21 protein-coding genes are annotated in these 17,251 nt (G+C 44.8%); 7 read left to right on the top strand and 14 right to left on the bottom strand.

Annotated elements, in window-relative coordinates; genetic code table 11:
* Positions 1 to 83: 83 nt before the first annotated feature.
* The 5 genes from FC07_RS03930 to FC07_RS03910 form a co-directional block, all read right to left on the bottom strand.
* Positions 84 to 1,229 carry a GGDEF domain-containing protein gene (locus FC07_RS03930; RefSeq protein ID WP_057903825.1) on the bottom strand — a complete coding sequence of 382 codons (1,146 nt, stop codon included), beginning with the start codon at positions 1,227 to 1,229 and terminating at the stop codon, positions 84 to 86.
* 238 nt (positions 1,230 to 1,467) lie between these two features.
* On the bottom strand, positions 1,468 to 2,310 hold the full coding sequence (locus tag FC07_RS03925; protein WP_057903824.1) for an undecaprenyl-diphosphate phosphatase: 843 nt from the start codon (positions 2,308 to 2,310) through the stop codon (positions 1,468 to 1,470).
* Positions 2,311 to 2,387: 77 nt separating this feature from the next.
* Positions 2,388 to 3,557, bottom strand: a complete 1,170-nt coding sequence (locus FC07_RS03920; protein WP_057903823.1) for a hypothetical protein — start codon at positions 3,555 to 3,557, stop codon at positions 2,388 to 2,390.
* Positions 3,558 to 3,602: 45 nt separating this feature from the next.
* Complete coding sequence (locus FC07_RS03915) at positions 3,603 to 5,966, bottom strand: ATP-dependent DNA helicase (protein ID WP_057903822.1); 2,364 nt, start codon at positions 5,964 to 5,966, stop codon at positions 3,603 to 3,605.
* Positions 5,967 to 6,041: 75 nt separating this feature from the next.
* A complete protein-coding gene (locus tag FC07_RS03910; protein ID WP_057903821.1) occupies positions 6,042 to 6,506 on the bottom strand; it encodes a MerR family transcriptional regulator in 465 nt (154 codons plus the stop codon).
* 176 nt (positions 6,507 to 6,682) lie between these two features.
* On the opposite strand from FC07_RS03910, the gene FC07_RS03905 reads away from it, so the two are divergent.
* From FC07_RS03905 to FC07_RS03885, 5 genes are all read left to right on the top strand, one after another.
* On the top strand, positions 6,683 to 8,155 hold the full coding sequence (locus FC07_RS03905; RefSeq protein WP_057903820.1) for an MDR family MFS transporter: 1,473 nt from the start codon (positions 6,683 to 6,685) through the stop codon (positions 8,153 to 8,155).
* The gene (locus tag FC07_RS03900; protein WP_057903819.1) at positions 8,155 to 8,898 is read left to right on the top strand and encodes a DUF4811 domain-containing protein; all 744 of its coding nucleotides are present in this window, start codon (positions 8,155 to 8,157) and stop codon (positions 8,896 to 8,898) included. The genes FC07_RS03905 and FC07_RS03900 overlap by 1 nt, the downstream gene beginning before the upstream one ends.
* A 253-nt stretch (positions 8,899 to 9,151) precedes the next feature.
* Positions 9,152 to 9,346 (top strand): hypothetical protein, encoded by a 195-nt coding sequence (locus tag FC07_RS03895; protein ID WP_057903818.1) that lies wholly within the window; start codon positions 9,152 to 9,154, stop codon positions 9,344 to 9,346.
* Positions 9,347 to 9,826: 480 nt separating this feature from the next.
* A complete protein-coding gene (locus FC07_RS03890) occupies positions 9,827 to 10,060 on the top strand; it encodes a type II toxin-antitoxin system prevent-host-death family antitoxin (protein WP_057903817.1) in 234 nt (77 codons plus the stop codon).
* Complete coding sequence (locus tag FC07_RS03885; protein WP_057903816.1) at positions 10,057 to 10,389, top strand: type II toxin-antitoxin system RelE/ParE family toxin; 333 nt, start codon at positions 10,057 to 10,059, stop codon at positions 10,387 to 10,389. Before FC07_RS03890 ends, FC07_RS03885 begins: the two co-directional genes overlap by 4 nt.
* Positions 10,390 to 10,427: 38 nt before the next feature.
* On the opposite strand, the gene FC07_RS03880 is transcribed toward FC07_RS03885, so the two are convergent.
* The 9 genes from FC07_RS03880 to FC07_RS03840 all read right to left on the bottom strand — a co-directional run bounded on the left by FC07_RS03880 (position 10,428) and on the right by FC07_RS03840 (position 16,152).
* Positions 10,428 to 11,300: a PTS system mannose/fructose/sorbose family transporter subunit IID gene (locus FC07_RS03880; protein WP_057903815.1), complete on the bottom strand. Its 873-nt coding sequence runs from the start codon at positions 11,298 to 11,300 to the stop codon at positions 10,428 to 10,430.
* Complete coding sequence (locus FC07_RS03875; protein ID WP_057903814.1) at positions 11,297 to 12,061, bottom strand: PTS mannose/fructose/sorbose/N-acetylgalactosamine transporter subunit IIC; 765 nt, start codon at positions 12,059 to 12,061, stop codon at positions 11,297 to 11,299. The genes FC07_RS03880 and FC07_RS03875 overlap by 4 nt, the downstream gene beginning before the upstream one ends.
* An 18-nt stretch (positions 12,062 to 12,079) precedes the next feature.
* Positions 12,080 to 12,556 carry a PTS sugar transporter subunit IIB gene (locus FC07_RS03870; RefSeq protein ID WP_057903813.1) on the bottom strand — a complete coding sequence of 159 codons (477 nt, stop codon included), beginning with the start codon at positions 12,554 to 12,556 and terminating at the stop codon, positions 12,080 to 12,082.
* A gap of 16 nt (positions 12,557 to 12,572) precedes the next feature.
* A complete protein-coding gene (locus tag FC07_RS03865) occupies positions 12,573 to 12,986 on the bottom strand; it encodes a PTS sugar transporter subunit IIA (RefSeq protein ID WP_057903812.1) in 414 nt (137 codons plus the stop codon).
* Between the two features lie 10 nt (positions 12,987 to 12,996).
* Positions 12,997 to 14,073: an alcohol dehydrogenase catalytic domain-containing protein gene (locus FC07_RS03860; RefSeq protein WP_057903811.1), complete on the bottom strand. Its 1,077-nt coding sequence runs from the start codon at positions 14,071 to 14,073 to the stop codon at positions 12,997 to 12,999.
* A gap of 96 nt (positions 14,074 to 14,169) precedes the next feature.
* Positions 14,170 to 14,643 (bottom strand): PTS sugar transporter subunit IIB, encoded by a 474-nt coding sequence (locus tag FC07_RS03855; RefSeq protein WP_057903810.1) that lies wholly within the window; start codon positions 14,641 to 14,643, stop codon positions 14,170 to 14,172.
* 15 nt (positions 14,644 to 14,658) lie between these two features.
* The gene (locus tag FC07_RS03850; RefSeq protein WP_235807450.1) at positions 14,659 to 15,177 is read right to left on the bottom strand and encodes a helix-turn-helix domain-containing protein; all 519 of its coding nucleotides are present in this window, start codon (positions 15,175 to 15,177) and stop codon (positions 14,659 to 14,661) included.
* The gene (locus FC07_RS03845; RefSeq protein ID WP_057903808.1) at positions 15,167 to 15,721 is read right to left on the bottom strand and encodes a hypothetical protein; all 555 of its coding nucleotides are present in this window, start codon (positions 15,719 to 15,721) and stop codon (positions 15,167 to 15,169) included. The genes FC07_RS03850 and FC07_RS03845 overlap by 11 nt, the downstream gene beginning before the upstream one ends.
* Positions 15,722 to 15,735: 14 nt before the next feature.
* The gene (locus FC07_RS03840) at positions 15,736 to 16,152 is read right to left on the bottom strand and encodes a PTS sugar transporter subunit IIA (protein ID WP_057903807.1); all 417 of its coding nucleotides are present in this window, start codon (positions 16,150 to 16,152) and stop codon (positions 15,736 to 15,738) included.
* A gap of 306 nt (positions 16,153 to 16,458) precedes the next feature.
* On the opposite strand from FC07_RS03840, the gene FC07_RS03835 reads away from it, so the two are divergent.
* The gene (locus FC07_RS03835) at positions 16,459 to 16,920 is read left to right on the top strand and encodes a hypothetical protein (RefSeq protein WP_057903806.1); all 462 of its coding nucleotides are present in this window, start codon (positions 16,459 to 16,461) and stop codon (positions 16,918 to 16,920) included.
* Between the two features lie 131 nt (positions 16,921 to 17,051).
* Positions 17,052 to 17,251: FAD-dependent oxidoreductase (locus FC07_RS03830; RefSeq protein ID WP_162255862.1), on the top strand; the 200-nt coding region annotated here is incomplete at its 3' end.

Genomic DNA, 17,251 nt, shown 5'->3' with positions numbered 1-17,251 from the left:
TTTAGCCCCTTGTTTGCTAAAAAAATTAAAATCGCCATCAACATACACGATTGCGCACGTTGATGGCGATTATTTTGGAAAAATTAAAGCAAGGCCCCTTGTACAGTGATCAGATCCCGCCCGCTATGTTTCGAATCATATAACGATTGATCCGCACGTTTATAAACTTCTAAATAGTTGAGATCCGTGGCGAACACTTCCGACTCCCCTAACGATAAGGTAATGATCAAGTCAGCGCTAAAAGAAAAAGTCAGTTGCCGTGTGGCTGTTTGGATCGTCTGCAAAACTTGTTTAAAGTCCGGCTGACTCGCCAAACAATCCGCAATGATCACAAACTCCTCGCCACCTGTCCGATACAATGTCATGGTATGTGCGGTTTGCTGCATGGCCACAGCCAGCGCCTTCGCAACCTGTTGCAAGACTTCATTACCTGCCACATGCCCATAGGTATCATTCACCCGTTTAAAGCGATCAATATCTAATGCGTACAATGCATAAGCCTGTTGTGTCGCTTGATACTGCTGGAACTTAGCCTGCAACGCATGATTAAACGTTCCAAAATTAAGCACGCCAGTTAACGCATCTTGTTCTGCCGACAACTTGGTTAACTGCGCCCGTTTCACTTGGCGGCGCAATAGTTCTAGATAAAGATCCGTGATTGTCCGTAAGATGATCAATGCCAGCCATTGCCGCACCCAGGCCCCAATCGTTTGATCCCCATGGCTTAAATGGGTCATGGTAAACGTCACTGCCGCCATCCCATAAAATAGCGGCCAACGGAACCAAATATGCTGGCAGATCGGGCGCCGACAATACCACATGGCCACTTCTAAAACCAATAACAGTCCCATTAAACCTAAGGAAAGCCGATTAAAATGCACAAACACCACTTTAAACCAACCCAGCGATAGCAACATGGTACTCAGCAATTGCCATTTTGACGCGACCATTAAAAGCAAGTCAAACGCCACCAAGAGTTCGACATTAAAGAAAGTCCAATGCAGCCCCACTAAATTTTGCGACACATTGGTATTTGACCAAGCCTCCAAATGGATCAGCAACACAAAAGCAGTGCCTACCACCACTAAAATCGCATGACGGTAATGCTGGATCCAAGGATTATGTGCCGTCCGTTTTAGCCAAACAAAAATAGTTTCAGCGCCTAATAAAACGGTGATATTCATGATCAACGATGATAAAAATGAAATTAAAATCAATTTCAAACCCATGGGTACCAAGCTTTCTACAAAATATCTAATCCAATCACGCGAATGGTTCAAAAGTTCGCCAAGCATGCACAACTGCTGTACTTTCAGGTAACTGACAAGACACATCATTTAAATTTTAACACTAATGAACAGCTTACCATGGTTCCAACGCTGGTACAAACATGAATCGCACCCTACCGACTTGACCCTATTACCAACTTAAAAAAGCACACCAGCTTTTGCCAGCATGCTTTAACAATTAATGTAATAATCCGAAATACAAGACCACGATCACCCCGACAATAATGCGGTACCAGCCAAAGGCCTTGAAGTCATTGCGTTTAATATAATTCAGCAGGAACTTGATTGACACATACGCCACCACAAAGGACACAATGACGCCGACTAGTAAAACAACCGTTTGGCTGCCAGTGAAGGTGTTGCCATGGGCAAAATATTTCAAAACTTTCAATAAAGATGCCCCAAACATGGTTGGAATCGCCAAGAAGAATGAAAATTCAGTGGCCACATAACGGGAACAACCAATTAAAATGGCCCCTAAGATCGTTGCGCCTGAACGTGAGGTCCCTGGAATCAAGGATAACACTTGAAATACCCCAATAAACAAGGCTGTATTCATTGGCAAAGCGTTGAGATCCGTAATTTGGTGACTATGCCGGTTTTGGGATTGTTGGCGGTTATGATTTTCAATCACAATGAACAAGATCCCGTAAATGATCAAGGTTGTGGCAATGACTTGCCAACTGGTTAAATGCGCATCCATCCAATCATTTAACGGCAACCCGATAATGACAGACGGCAACACAGCTAAAATAACTTTTAACCACAGGACCCAAGTTTGATGCTTTTCCACACTACTTTTACGCGGTGACAGTGGGTTCAATTTATGGAAGTAAAGCACCACAACTGACATGATTGCCCCAAGCTGGATGACCACCATAAACATGTTAATGAAGGCAGTCGATTCACTTAATTTGACAAATTCATCGGCTAAATACAAATGTCCAGTCGAACTGATCGGTAGAAATTCAGTGATCCCTTCGACGATCCCTAGAATGACGGCTTTAATAATATTAAACAATGACTTGCTCCTTTTATTTTCTTAATCAGATATTGCGCCTATTATAGCAAATAAAAGTTAAGTTTTCAGAAAAATTCTTAAAGCTCCCCGCTGGCCTTTAGTTCCTGGGTCAACAAATACAGGTCTAAATAATCAAAGGCAATCTCGACTAATTCGGTAAAGGCAATGCTCATTTGATCGGGATCGTCTTCTGATTCACTTTCAAAAATCCGAAACGTCAGCGTCTCGTCGTCCACTGCAAGCGGCAGCACCACCATGGCGCCTTCCCAAGCGCTGGTCCGGATCCGAATCAACCGGCGGAAGGTCAACGCCTGCTGAACCAAGGTTCGAAACAGATCCACGCTGGGATCAAATAACCGCTCATCGTTGAGAATCGGCTGTTTGGTCAGTCCGCGTTGCTGATTGCGCCGGACAAAGGCGGTCATGGTGTGCAAATAGTCAGATTGATTGGTGACACTATTTAACTCAGACAACTGCATCAGCACATAACCGCCAAATTGGCCGTTCATATCAATCAAATTTAAGACCACACTGTCGGTGTTCACCGTATTCACAAAACCGACGAAAAACATGTCGTTATCGTTAGCATCCCCTAAAGCCACTAACCGACCGTCCTGTTCAGCCCCTTTTAACATGGTCTGGATCGCAGTTGGCGTGGTGGCCCGTTGGGGCAACACGTGCGTTGGCAATGGCTGTTGGCGCAACAAATACGTTTCTAGCGATAGCTCTTTGCCTTGAAATTCCACCAATTGAATCTGAGTTTGTGGCAACATTAATAGCGCTTGATTGGTGTAATCAAACTTATCAAAAAGCTGTAATACCACGGTATCCTCAGTGACATCGTGCACCCGACCTTCTAAGTAACGCTCATCATTGGCCAACACAAACATTAACATAGTTTGACGGACTTGCGCCTGTTGCAACAACTGTGGCAATAACGGCTGGGCTGCCACAAATTGAAAAGCAAACTGAAAGGACGTGATAAAATGCTCATCTTGCGCCAACTGCATGCGAAATTGCATACTGGTCAAATCGTCACTGTCCACTTCGATCTCGTCAATAATCGGTAGCCGCAAATAAACCATGCCGTCTTGTAACCCAGCATCGTCATAAGTTTGTAGCACCACACCGCTTTCATTTAAAAACAACACGTAGCCGGTGTACACCACGTCATGAGCGGCCTGATAAATGTTGATCAGTTGATGGTCGCGTTGGGCCGCTTGAAGTTCCGCCAAAATTGATTGCATGTGCTCGGCCCCTTTCCGTTAATTTGCTTACATTGTAGCAGAATTTCACTGCTTACGGGCTGTTTCCGCCCAGAATTGCTGAATTTGTGCTGATAGTTGTTGTGGTTGGGTCAGTCGTTGATAAAATTGCCAGTGCGCTGGAAAAAACTGCGTGTAACGTGGCGTGCCAAAACGCTGATCCAACAACAAAATAATGCCGCGATCGGCGGTATCTCGAATCAAGCGCCCAGCTGCCTGCAACACATGATTCAACCCTGGCAACTGATACGCGTATTGAAAGCCCGCGTGTTGGGTTTGCTGGAAATAATCCCGCACTAAGTTCCGTTCCACCGACAAGCCCGGCAAGCCCACGCTGACCACTGCTACTCCGATCAAACGCTCCCCCTTTAAATCAATGCCTTCAGCGAAACTGCCACCTAATACCGCAAAGCCCAGCAAGGTAGCGGTTGGTTCAGGCTGAAATTGCGCTAAAAAGGCCGTGCGTTCCGCCGCTGTCATGGTTGGGGTCTGCGCACAAGTCTCAATGGCTGGATAGGCCTGCTCAAAAGCCGTTTGGACTGTGGTTAAATACTGATAAGACGGTAAAAAGCATAGGTAATTACCAACTTTACCTTGTACTAATGCGCCTAAACTGGCCACGATTTTCGGTAAGTTCGCCGCCCGTTGCTGGTAAGTGGTTTGCACATACTGGGCGATCAATAAGGCCTGATGTGCCGGTGGAAATGGTGACGGCACTTGAAATTGAAAACTAGCCTCGGTACCCCCTAGTACCTGCTGATAATATGACAACGGTGTTAACGTAGCTGAAAATAAAATGGCACTGCCACCTTTGGCCAAGCACTGTTTTAAAAATGGCGCTGAATCCAAACACAATTGTTTGATCGTGGTTTGACGCTGTGTCGGGTCGTATTGGATCAACGTTTGATAATTGTCGCCATATAAATCGCTGATCTTCAAATAAGTCAGCGCCTGAAAATAAACGGTTAACACCGGCGTCACCAGTGGTGCATCGGGCTCCTGCGCCCCTAACCAATCGTGGACCTTGCCCTGCCATTTAAACAGCGCCGCCTGAAACGTTTCAGCTGGCGCCGCCTGAACTTGTTGGGTCGTTTCAGCGTCACGCAATGGCTTGCTTAAAGCTGTAAACGCTGCCCGCAACGTTTTAGTCGCCTTTTGTAACTTTGGTTCTGGCTTCAATTGTTTCACCAAATCTGCCACCGGCTGACTGGCTAAGGCGGCGGAATACATGCTGCGAGAACGATCCACCAAATTATGCGCTTCATCAATTAGAAAAACTTGATTCGGATCCGTATCGGCGAAAAAGCGTTGTAAATAAACGATTGGATCGAACAAGTAATTATAGTCACAGATCACCACATCCGCTAATAACGCCGCATCTAAGGAAAATTCAAACGGGTCTACTTGATGCTTACGGGCATATGTTTCAATGACTGCCCGGGTCCACTGATCTTCATGGGCCATGAGATCTCGTAATGCTGGTTTTAACCGATCATAATACCCGAGAAAATACGGATTTTGTTCAGGTGGCACGTCCACTTCTTCCGGAAACGTGATCTGATCCTTCGCTGTTAAGGTCACACTTTTCAGCCGTAATTGCTTGGTGGCCAATAACGCCAGCGTTTCCTCGGCCACCTGGCGGGTACTTTGCTTCGCCGTTAAATAAAACAAACGCTGACACTGACCGGCGCCTAGCGCTTTAATCGCCGGAAACAACGTCGAGATCGTCTTACCAGTACCCGTTGGGGCCTCGACAAACAGTTCCTTTTGGCGGGCAATGGTTTTATAAACAGCCACCGCTAATTGGCGCTGATTCGGACGATAATCACCAAATGGAAATTGTAATTGTTGCGCTGACTGGTCACGTGTTTGGTGCCATTCCGCCTGCATTTGCAACCAGTCGCTGTATTCCTGCACCATCTCTTCAAAGAAATCGGCCAGTTCAGCGCGCTTGAAGCGGCGCTGAACCCGCGTCACTGCGTCATTATCAGTTTGATAGTACACCAACTCTAAATTGATTGCGGGCAAGTCAAAATCATGACACAAAAAATGTCCGTAAACTTGTGCCTGCCCCCAATACAAGGTCAATTGATTGTCTGGTAACGTCTCAAAAGGGACATCTGAGGTTTTGATTTCTTCAACGGTATAGTCACCAGCCGTTGACCAGACACCATCGGCCCGACCATCGATGACATAATCCTGCCCGGCTAAGGTTACCGTCTGCTTTAAATAAACCTCTTTTTGATAATCAGCTTCTCGGTGTGCTTGCTGTAATGCACGATGTAACTTAGCCCCTTGCCAAGCTGTGTTTTGACTATTTAAACGTGCATTTAAGTCCCCTTGACGCAACACAAATTCAACTAACGTGCGCACCCCGATCTGTGTTGCCATGCAGCTACCCCCTTCAAACTAAAAAAACGCCCAAAACTGGACGTTAACGTCAACGCCCATTATACCATGTAGCGTCTACTCTGCTGGATTTTCCGGTACAACTGGCGCTTGATCCGCCGGTAAAACTTGATAGTACACTTTGTCACTATCTAAAATACCGTATAAGCGCTGTGTTTGTTCAAGGTCAAAGAAACCTAGATCAACGGCATTGTGGCCATCAATTTTAACCACCCCATGATAAGAGCGCCGAATAAACTGATGCAGTTTATGGATCTGTTGATCGTAAACCGTCATCTTCTTCACAGCGGCTTGTAAGGTATACCCTTCATCTAAAAAATGCTTGATCCCTAAAATCGTCACCACTGTTTTGGCTTTATATTGCCGCGTTTCACCGTCTTTTTTCGCCAACGGTTGAATATACCCGCGCTTTTCCCAATAGCGCAATTGCCGCGGCGACACGCCAGTCATTTCGCTGATCTGACCAATTCCTAAAATAAACCGATCGCCCATCATCAGCGACCCTAATGGCTGAACACCCATTTCTATCACCTGCTTAATTTTTTCCAAACCACCGTCATCTATCTTAACAGTATTATAGTTTGTTTGTCCATCTTGTCAAATCATCTGAAACTATTGTTAATTTACTTGACAAGATTTCAGAAAGCGCCTATAGTAGCTCTCAGAATCTTTTAAAAGAAAGAAGGCTTTTTGCAAGTATGGCAAAAGAACAAACACTTGACGCAAATGGCAAGCCTTATAACCGGGGCCTCTTATTAGCAACGGTTATTGTTGGGACATTTGCGACAGTTTTAACACAGACCATTTTGGCCACAGCTTTCCCGACATTGATGAAGGCATTTGATATTTCCACATCAACCGTCCAGTGGTTAACAACTGGTTTCCTATTAGTCAACGGGATCATGATTCCCATTTCAGCTTGGCTGATCAATCGATTTAGTTCAAAGTACCTTTATATCGGTGCCATGACGATTTTCCTAATTGGGACGGTCATCTGTTGGCAAGCCCCTAACTTTGCGACTTTATTAATTGGTCGTTTAATTGAGGCTGTTGGGGTGGGCTTATCCATGCCACTGATGCAGACCATTGCCTTGGCAATTTTCCCACCTGAACGACGGGGCGCTGCCATGGGGGCTGCCGGTTTAGCCATTGGCTTGGCTCCTGCGATCGGCCCAACATTATCTGGCTGGGTCATTGATAACTATAACTGGCGGATGCTTTTCGGCATGATCTTACCAATCGCCATTATCGTCATTGTGGCGTCCTTCTTCACATTACGTAAAGTTTTGGACACACGTCGCGAAAAACTAGATATTTTGTCAGTTGTCCTATCTACCATTGGCTTTGGCTCCCTGCTTTACGGCTTCTCAGAAGTCGGTGATAAAGGCTGGGGCGACATGATTGTCATTGGCGGCTTAGTGATCGGGGTTGTTTTCATCGCCTTATTCGCTTGGCGCCAATTAACCATGGAGAAGCCATTCTTGGAACTCCGCGTTTTCAAAACACCTGCCTTTACGGTTGCAACTGTTTTATCTTCAGTTGTGATGATGGCCATGGTGGGTGCTGAAATGGTTTTACCTTTATACATTCAAAACGTACGTGGCGAATCTGCCTTTCATTCTGGCCTGATTCTGTTACCAGGGGCTTTAATGATGGGGGTTATGAGCCCGATCACGGGTCAATTATTTGACCGGTTAGGCGCACGTCGCTTGGCCATTACTGGGATGTTGCTCTTAACCATTGGGACCATTCCATTTATTGGTTTAACGAAGTCAACCCCATTAGCAACGATTATTGTGCTTTACGCCGTTCGGATGTTTGGGATTGCCATGGTCATGATGCCGGTTACCACAGCCGGGATGAACGCTTTATCCTTAGACTTGATCAGCCACGGGACCGCAGTAAACAACACCATTCGTCAAGTTGCCAGCTCCGTTGGGACTGCCATCTTGATCTCAGTTTTATCAAATGCTACAAAAGCACAAATGCCAAGTAAGCATGTTTTACACACCTTGCCATTACACTACAAGACAGGTGCCATCAATGCCGTCTTATCTGGTTATCATGCGGCCTTCATCGTCGCTTCGATTTTCTGTATCATCGGTGTGATCGTCACCTTCTTTGTTAAGAAAACAACGCAAGGCCCAAAAGTTGCAGGAGGTGACCAATAATGGCGATTTTCTTAATTATTTTAGGCGCGTTACTATTTGCTATTTTTGCCATTGGTGGTCATACCTGGTGGCAACAATACATTATGATCCCACTTAGCTTGATCATCTTGATCGTACCGATCGGGTTGATGATTGCAAACGAACAACAGCATTTTGGGATGAAAACTGAAAAAGTCACCAAAACGCACGCCATCTACCCATCCACTGCCATGAAAGGTAGCAACATCAAACTTCTGTTGTTCCAACCTTTAGGCAATGGTGACGAAACGGTTTATGTTTACAAAAAAGATCCAACTCAAAAAAAGGTCACAACAACGAAAGCCGACGAAAAAACAACCAATACGTTTGAAAAATCAGCCAACACAAAAACGGCTCATGTGGTTACCACCACAACCCGTTATACGTACAAAAACAAGTTCTATGAAACATTCTTTGCTGGCTTAAACAACAACCATCAATACAAGTCACAAACCAACACGTTTAAAGTCAACAAAAACTGGTACGTGTTAAGCACCAAGCAAGCCAAGGCCTTATCCAAACAAAGTAAGGCCGCTAAGAAAACCATGGCTGCGCAAGCGAAAAAGGTGATTGCAGCCCAAATGAAAGCTGCTTTAACCAAAGACCCAACCATGTCTAAGACCCAACAAAAGCAACTTCAAACACAGATCCAACAAAAGATCACACAACAAGCTGCTGCGAAAACAGCGCAAACATTGCAAAAGTACGAAGATCAAAACAAGTAACAAGTGCTTCATTCAAAATACAAGTGCTGCCACGACGCTAACCAGTAGGGTGTACGGGTTAACGTCAAGCGCATCATTGAGAGCATCTAGACCTTAACCGTTCTAGATGCTCTTTTTGCATTGTCCTTCGCCTGATATTGACATCCGTTCCGAATTTCCCTACACTGTGCGAATAGTACTTTATCGTATAGACAAGCATTCACACCACCGCAAAGACCTTTAAACACAAAATAAACAATAAGGAATGATCTTAATGGCCCTTAGCCAAAGCCCCAAAGACCCTAACATGACCGAAAAAGCAATTGATAAACGCTTCACCCAAATGGTTGAGGCCCTACACCTTACGGATCCCACCGATGACCAGCTAGACTTACTGTTCCGTATTGCTTCCACTGACCCACAGGACGCAGCGACCTTTATCAGTTTGTTTGCGGATCAAGCGGAATGATTACCATCGCGATTGATGATATGATAAACAACAATCGTCTATGGGCTAATATCTGACGTCCCTTTATAGCGTTCAAATATTTTGCACCTATTGTGCGATTCATAAAGTTATGGCACTATGGTGGACACTATATGGCAATATCAATGAGTTGCACAAAATATTGTAAAATACTATTATAGCAGTACAAAATAAAGTTTATCAGGATACATCTAGCTACTAACTTGGCCTAAGTTAGTAGCTTTTTTCGTTTATCAAAAAATAACCACTAGTAATGCGCAAAAGAACGCGATTTATTTTAGGCGAACAAACGTTTAAGAAAAGCCAAAATCCATTGTCAGTAACCGCTTTCGTTGCTATGCTGTAGCTATCACTTAGCAATCATCACGAACTTGCGCCTTAATCGTAAAAACCATTTGCTGTAAATTAAGCACTAAATTAGGTACAATATTTTTAACAAAACTTTGAAAGTTGGTGCAATTTATGCTTAACATTAAACCTGTCTCAGAACTCCGTAACTACAAGAAATTACTGGCCGAAGTCACTAAGGAACAACCTGTGATCTTAACAAAAAATGGCTATGGCAAATACGCTATTGTTGACCTAGAAGAATACGATCGTTTACAACTCGGATTAAAAATTTTAAATGATCTAAAAAAATCTGAAGCTGGCCCTTCTCAACCATTTTCAGAATTTGAAAAGGAGCTTTTCAAATGACAAAACTCACTCTGATAATCAATGATGCTGCACAGAAAGATCTCTTACACATTAAAGATTACCTGAGCCAAACCTTTGGCACTGAAATCACCAATAGAATTATGCGAGAACTTGCTAATCGACTAAAATCACTTGCTGATTTTCCAAACTTAGGTCGTTCTGCCACAGAGATTGGGCCTTATTTAACAGGCTATGATTATTATCACACAGATAAAATCACTGTTATTTATAAAAAGTCGGAAACCGACCTTACAATTTTAAAAATCTATGACAATCGCTCCGATATTGGGACTCAAATCGAACGCTTCTTTAAGATGGACCCAAACTAAAAACCACCAACGACAGCGTCATCAGTGGTTAAACGATTTTAAATAATATAGAAAATACCGCCGACGAGGCCTACGATCACTAAGATCAACAATACGGTCGTTGGTTTGAACTTGCGTTTCAACAAATAGTAGGCTAATAACGTGATCAGCAATGGCAGTAGCCCTAAGACTAACTTATCTAAAATGCCCGATTGGACTTTCATCATGGATTTCCCTAAATGGAATTTTAATGGGCTGGATACCTTAACAAAGGTCGCTGAAAGTGCGCCGATCACAATTGGTCCCATGGACTGGGCAAAGGTCATAACGGTTGGCAACAGGGACCCTTGCAGGACCTTTGCGATACCTTCTTTCCCTAAATTGTAACCTTGCATCCAGCTCCAGTAACCAATCCCCCAAATAATGGCTAAATGAAGTACGGCAAACAGAACCGGGCCCATTAAAATGTTCCCTTTGGACGCAAAACCAATGGTAAAGGAGAGTAAAATGGGAATCAATGTCCCTTGCCACAGTGTATCCCCGATTCCGGCTAACGGGCCCATGAGCCCGGTTTTTAAACCGTTGATCGTTTCACTGGTAATCGGGGCACCATTGGCCTTTTCTTCTTCCATGGCAATGGTCATCCCTAAAATCGCCCCACCAAAATGGGGTTCTGTATTAAAGAATTGCATGTGCCGCTGTAAAGCTTCCTTCATCTGTGCTTCATCATTGCCATATAAATGCTTAAAAACTGGTGATAGCGCATGGATCACCCCAGTTGCCTGCAGCCGTTCATAGTTGTAGTTGGCATGGGAGAAAAACGTCCAGCGCCAGAATGACCGCACAACTTCGCGCTTGGTTAACCGCACCGCATCCTTCTTATTCTCAGAAGGCAGTTCCTGCTTTTCAACGTCCGTTACTTTTTCGCTCATGCGTTTTCACTCCCATTCTTTAAGAACAATGTGGTGTAGATGTAAGCGACGATCACTGCAAAAACGGCAATTGGTAAAATTGGTAATTTTGAGTAAACGGCAATCATAAAGCCGAGCAAGAAGAACACCAAAGTACCTTTGCCATTCATAGCGCGTAAGTTCATGGCAATCCCTAAAGCGGGTAAAATCCCACCAATGACAGTTAACACGTGTAACGGTGTCCCATTTAAACTGCCGATCACTGCCTTCACCGGCCCGGCCCCAAAGTAAGAGGCTAACATCGCGGGCACGACGGAGAAAATAAACATGGTAATTTGTGGTGGCCACACGTGTAAGAAGTTAATACGACTTAAATTACCTTTTTCAGCGGCTGCATCGGCCATGTGTACAAAGGTAATATCCACCGTCATGTGGAGCACCCAGATCATCGTCCCAATCAAACTGATCGGCACCGCTAACGTAATGGCAACCGAAGGTGAGACGTTAGACGCCATCCCAAGGGCTGTGCCTAAAGTCCCTGCTAACGCAGTATCCATTGGGACTGACCCACCGGCCCCGATCCAAGCTAAGAATGGTAATTGGATTGCTGCCCCATAAATCGTCCCTTTGACTGGATCACCCATGATCAAACCAACCAATGCCCCATTGACCAACGGTCGCATAATGGTATGCGTCCCTGCTAAGGAAACCCAAGGCGATCCCATTTGTCCTAAGTAGTAAACGACCCCAATTAAAAACGCTTGCCAAAGATGTATCGTCATGGCCTTGTTCCCTCCTTTTTACTTTAGTAACCCTTCAACATCAGTTGCGTTATCACTTGGTACAATGCGTACTTTCATTGTGGTGCCGTGGTCAATGATCTTTTGGAAAGTTTCCCGTTCACTAGGGGATGCCGAAATATTCTTATAGAACTTTTTACGCTGACCGTTGGCACCCATCCCACCAACGATGATCTCATCCAGCTTGACACCGGCTTCAATTAAGTCTAAGTAGACTTCTGGTGTTTTGGCTAAAATAATAATATTATCTTGGCCATGCTCAGCCTGTAAAAATTGAGCACCATCTGTTTCATTGAAAATATCCAACTTAACCCCTTGAGGAACCGACATTTTCATGACGGTCTGCAGAAAACTATCTTGTGCAGTACCGTTGTCTACGATCACAATATGATTGCCATCGGTATACTGAAGCCAAGCGGTCATCACTTGACCATGAATCAAGCGATCATCGATGCGGGCTAAAACAATTTTTGACATTTGAAACCCTCACTTTCTATTGTTTGGCAAGCTCTATGAAAAAGTCTTTAATCCCTGTTTGACCTGCTGTTAAAACAGCTTGCTTCATGGTGATCAAGTCATTGCCGAGCAAACGTTCATTAAATGCCGTTAACAGCATTGGTAAATTAACCCCTGTCAGCAGCGCATAAGGAATCCCAGTTAAGGCCGTCCGAGCTGTTGCAGCCTGGTTATTCGGACTCGCCCCAAATAAATCGGTGAGTACTAATACACCATCGCCAGTGCTAACAGATTTGGCAGCGCGCACCAGCGCTTGTCCAAATGCGGCCACATCGTCCCCATGATGTAAGCCTAACGTGGCGACCTGCGCCTGCTCACCCATAATCAACTCAGCGGCATCTAACAAACCTGCCGCCAATTGGCCATGTGTTGCGATCACAATCCCAACCATTTTGCGTCACCTACCATTCAAATTTCAAGATGGCTTTATGCCAATCTTTACTAGCAACAATCTGATCAAACGCCACTTTTAAATCTGCTGCACTGGAAATCGTCGTGGCCTGTTCTGGCAATAACTTGCTTAACGCCTGACGGTAATCAGCGTTGGCACTCATCGCTTGGATAATCGCCTGAAAATCTGGTGGCGTTGAACGACTGGTACCATATAAAGTCAGGCCTTTTTCCAGTACATCACGGGTATCGATCGGCACCAGTTCTTCCGTTACCCCCATTAACACAAATTTTCCTGTGCGTTTGATGACTTGAATCCCTTCATTGATCGCACTAGAACTAAAATGCCCACCTGTGGCTTCAAAGATCACATCAAATTGTTCAGGCGCCTGTTCAAAGTCATATTCTGTCACATTTTCGCGCTGTGCAAAGTCAAATTTGGCCAGCCGCTCAGGTACCGCCCCAAATACGGTTAAATTTTCAGACGCAATCCCACGCACATAATGCAATACCGCTGCTGCCATATAACCTACAGGTCCATCGCCAAACAGTGCGACTTTTACCCCAGGTTGACTGAGATAATTGGCCACATGGCTGGACGCATGGTAGCCAATGGTACTGACTTCCGCAAAAACCGCAATCTCATCAGGGACATTATCGGGAATTGGAATCAAGCCTGACGCCGGCTGGACCACGTCACTTTGGGAGATCCCATCGTACCCACTACTCATAAAAACGGCGTCCGTGCTGTAATTATCCGGTACTGGATCTGTTTTCGCTTCTCCGCGCAACACATAGCCAGGAATATTCGGGGCAATCACCACCCGTTGGCCAGCTTGAAACTGATTGCTCATGCTTTCTTTCACCACGCCTAAACCTTCATGTAATAGCGCCATCGGTAACTTTTTTGCCAAGGCTTCTGGCCGCCGCTGCCCGGCAAAATAGCGGTCGTCCGCGTGACACACACTGGCCATCCGCGGTTGGACGTCCACCCAACCTGGTTTTAGCGTGCGTGTGATGTTTTGCGTTTCAAAATTTTCTGGTTTTATTAAACGATACGTTTTCGATACAATGTTTTTCGTTGTCATCCTCAAATTCCCCCTCTAAATTTTCAGGTTTACTGCCTGGCCAGCACGTCAAATGGCCGCAAAAAATAAGCCCACTGGTTTTGATTTATTTTTGAACTATATTTTTGCTAAGTTGATTTTTTTATTAGCCGGTGCCACTTGGATGTAAACATTCACTTGGCGCTGAATTAATTCTCGAAAGGCAGCCCGTTCTGTCTCATCTAGTGCAATATTGCGATAAAGTTGCGTGCGTTGTCCGGTCTGACCCATGCCACCTAAATCAATACTGTTTAGCGCAATGCCCTGATCAAGTAAGTCTAAATAAGCTTGTGGTCCCTTGGCCAGCAGCAAATGATTAACTGGCTGATCCGCCTGTTGTTTTAAATAGGCCGCCGTAGCCACTGGTGATAACACCATTGCCTTGAGGTTTTCCGGTACCGCTGATGTGATAATATCGGCTAAAAACGGGTCTTGCGCCACCTTTTCATCCATCACGATCACTTCATTTGCATTGGTAAACTGGATCCAAGCTGTCATCACTTGCCCGTGGATCAATCGATCATCAATGCGTGCCAATACAATTTTCCCCATGAAGCAAGCGCCTCCTTACAACGTTTTCTTCAACAAGTCACAAAACAGGAAAAACATAAACTTCCCGACCATACTGCCACGAATATCCAACTTTAGTGTTTGCTCATAGTCCTGTAATTTGTACAACAATGTATTGCGATGAAAATAAAGCTGATCCGCTGCTTGTTTTAGATTAAAGTTCGTTCGGTATAATGCGTCGGCCACTGCCACCATTTCTTCTGTATCCATGTTCACCACTTGCTCGTAAAAGTAATCAAACAAATTATCCATTTCAGAAATTTGCAGTTTGTCACAAAAGTAACCCGCTAAATGATCCGTGAAAAAACACGGTTGGTCTTTGATCATGGTTTCATGTTTGACTAACCACTGACAGCTTTGATAGCTATCGGCGTAGAGTCGCATTTGACACTGTAAGGTGCCAATGGCGTAGTAACAATTTTTTAGGCCCCAATCCACGAGCTCTTGGACAAAAGTAGTTAAAACGGTGTGCACAGCAACTGGCTTACGTGCCGTTGGAAGTGCTTTAAAAATCACCAAGGTTTGGGCCCCCTAAGCGTGCGTAAAAAGTGTTGGGGTCATTCAGCTTATACTTTAAATTCGTGATCATTTCTGATTCAAACGCATCCATCCCTAACAAGTAAACGGCAATTCGAGGCATGCTAGGATCCAGGTCTAATTTGGCCATTAGGTCTTGCACATAACTGGCATCCGCTGCTTCTTTGACAATCAATTCATTGATCAGTAAGCCTTCTAACGATAAACTTGCCAACGCACTTTCCTTATCTAATTCGTGTGCGATCCGTGTTTTCAATGACTGATAGAATAAGGTACTCACCATATTCAAACTGGCATCTGGTTGATGGACATGGACCCACAAATAACCTAACAACGACTCACCAACTTGTAGCACAAATATTTGATTGCGAGCCGGCTCAATTTCTGCTGGAATCACCTCACCACACACGTTCTCATCACTTGCCGCAATCACCTGATGATTCATATCCAACAATCCAATTAAATAATTCGGATTCTCCTGTACCACATGGATAAATGAATTGAAAATATCCACCAACTGCATGACATTGCTCCATTCTATGATTTGTTCCGCTGATATTTGGCCGTTGTTTCCACGACAGACCGCTGGCCCGCCTGCAAGCAAGTTTGGACAACCTCTGCTAAAGAAGTATCTGGTTGACGACTGACTTGCAAGTAGCTCTCTAATAACATCGGTAAATTTAAGCCGGCAACGACCCGCATTGGAAATTGACGGGTTAAAAAGGTCATGGCATTGGCCGGCGTGCCACCGTTTAGATCGACTAACCCACAAACCGGACCCGTTAAAGTTGTCAACAAGGCCTGCGCATGGGCCACAAAGGTGTCAAAATTATCCTCAGACCGCAAAGATAACTGATAAACCGCCTGCATGGGTCCAATCAGTATTTCCGCTGAGCGCATCAACTCAATGCCAAACTGACCATGCGTCGCAATCACTAATTTGACCGGTTCCATAGGCCGCCTCCACAAGTTTAATCATAAAATAAAGCGTTTTCAAAAAGCTAGCATTTCGCCTTAAGTTTATTCTGACAGGTTAACCGTCAAAATAATATAGGCCGACTATCACAAAATACCCGGTTTAAATTGTGCAGCCTACCTGTGAAGAAATGTGCATTTTTGTTTTTAAAAAAGTGGTTTTTGATTATGGTGCTCTTTAAACCAACTTGATGCCTGGCACCCAATAAATTCACAACAATTCAATTCCCTTCACACCCTAAAACCGCTATAATTAATTTACTTTATTGAGAAAGTAGGTCAATCATGCGTTATCAAGTTGATTTCAAAACAGTTGCCACCACTGGCTTAGAATCCTCACCAGTAGCCCCTGCTTTAGCAGGACTACGTGCCAACGAAGCCCGATATTTCTGGAATAAATACAAAGTTCATTTTGTCACTGAGCCTGCAGCGCAGCGGCCGGACCTGATCGATTATGTCAATCAGATTTTAGCCGAACGTGACCTGCACTTTGCCGCAAAGCCACTAGAAGTCAGCCAGCTTGAAGTGGCTGGTGTGCGCTGGACCCATGTCTTTTATGAAGACGGCTTGGGGATCAACATCCTTTACACCTTAGCAGAAGACGGTAAACGGGCGGTTGGCCTGAAACTTTCCGATGGCATGGCCGTGCCAGCCGAATTAGAGGGTAAATTCAAGTTTGCCCATCAAAAATCAAAGCTTGCTGGGATCATTCGCGGCAGTTATTTTAAAATCAAAGGTACCTATTAAAAAGTACGCACGTCAACAGCGTACTTTTTTGCTACCGCTCGGCACAACAAGATAGTTGCATCACAACCGATTTCCCGCTACAATTACAGTCACCTAAGCAAGCGCTTACTAAACATGAAATGGGGATGCTTATGAAAATTGTTGTTATTGGCGGCGTCGCAGCCGGGCCCTCTTTTGCCACGCGCTTACGCCGTTTAGATGAAACAATCGACATCACTTTATTTGAACGTGGCGAGCACATTTCCTACGCCAGTTGTGCCTTACCTTATTATTTAGGCGGTGTGTACAAGGCCCGGGAACGTATTCACCGCGGCGTGCTGATCCGCGATTA

It is taken from the genome of Loigolactobacillus bifermentans DSM 20003 (genome assembly GCF_001434575.1).
Classification (GTDB): domain Bacteria; phylum Bacillota; class Bacilli; order Lactobacillales; family Lactobacillaceae; genus Loigolactobacillus; species Loigolactobacillus bifermentans.
The sequence above is the reverse complement of the archived record's forward strand: the minus strand, read 5'-3'. Positions and strand labels throughout refer to the sequence as shown.

Coding starts and splice junctions, on each gene's coding strand:
- FC07_RS03930 (WP_057903825.1), bottom strand. CDS start 1,229: ATGGGTTTGAAATTGATTTTAATTTCATTTTTATCATCGTTGATCATG.
- FC07_RS03920 (WP_057903823.1), bottom strand. CDS start 3,557: ATGCAATCAATTTTGGCGGAACTTCAAGCGGCCCAACGCGACCATCAA.
- FC07_RS03915 (WP_057903822.1), bottom strand. CDS start 5,966: ATGGCAACACAGATCGGGGTGCGCACGTTAGTTGAATTTGTGTTGCGT.
- FC07_RS03910 (WP_057903821.1), bottom strand. CDS start 6,506: ATGGGTGTTCAGCCATTAGGGTCGCTGATGATGGGCGATCGGTTTATT.
- FC07_RS03905 (WP_057903820.1), top strand. CDS start 6,683: ATGGCAAAAGAACAAACACTTGACGCAAATGGCAAGCCTTATAACCGG.
- FC07_RS03900 (WP_057903819.1), top strand. CDS start 8,155: ATGGCGATTTTCTTAATTATTTTAGGCGCGTTACTATTTGCTATTTTT.
- FC07_RS03895 (WP_057903818.1), top strand. CDS start 9,152: ATGGCCCTTAGCCAAAGCCCCAAAGACCCTAACATGACCGAAAAAGCA.
- FC07_RS03890 (WP_057903817.1), top strand. CDS start 9,827: ATGCTTAACATTAAACCTGTCTCAGAACTCCGTAACTACAAGAAATTA.
- FC07_RS03885 (WP_057903816.1), top strand. CDS start 10,057: ATGACAAAACTCACTCTGATAATCAATGATGCTGCACAGAAAGATCTC.
- FC07_RS03880 (WP_057903815.1), bottom strand. CDS start 11,300: ATGAGCGAAAAAGTAACGGACGTTGAAAAGCAGGAACTGCCTTCTGAG.
- FC07_RS03875 (WP_057903814.1), bottom strand. CDS start 12,061: ATGACGATACATCTTTGGCAAGCGTTTTTAATTGGGGTCGTTTACTAC.
- FC07_RS03870 (WP_057903813.1), bottom strand. CDS start 12,556: ATGTCAAAAATTGTTTTAGCCCGCATCGATGATCGCTTGATTCATGGT.
- FC07_RS03865 (WP_057903812.1), bottom strand. CDS start 12,986: ATGGTTGGGATTGTGATCGCAACACATGGCCAATTGGCGGCAGGTTTG.
- FC07_RS03860 (WP_057903811.1), bottom strand. CDS start 14,073: ATGACAACGAAAAACATTGTATCGAAAACGTATCGTTTAATAAAACCA.
- FC07_RS03855 (WP_057903810.1), bottom strand. CDS start 14,643: ATGGGGAAAATTGTATTGGCACGCATTGATGATCGATTGATCCACGGG.
- FC07_RS03845 (WP_057903808.1), bottom strand. CDS start 15,721: ATGCAGTTGGTGGATATTTTCAATTCATTTATCCATGTGGTACAGGAG.
- FC07_RS03840 (WP_057903807.1), bottom strand. CDS start 16,152: ATGGAACCGGTCAAATTAGTGATTGCGACGCATGGTCAGTTTGGCATT.
- FC07_RS03835 (WP_057903806.1), top strand. CDS start 16,459: ATGCGTTATCAAGTTGATTTCAAAACAGTTGCCACCACTGGCTTAGAA.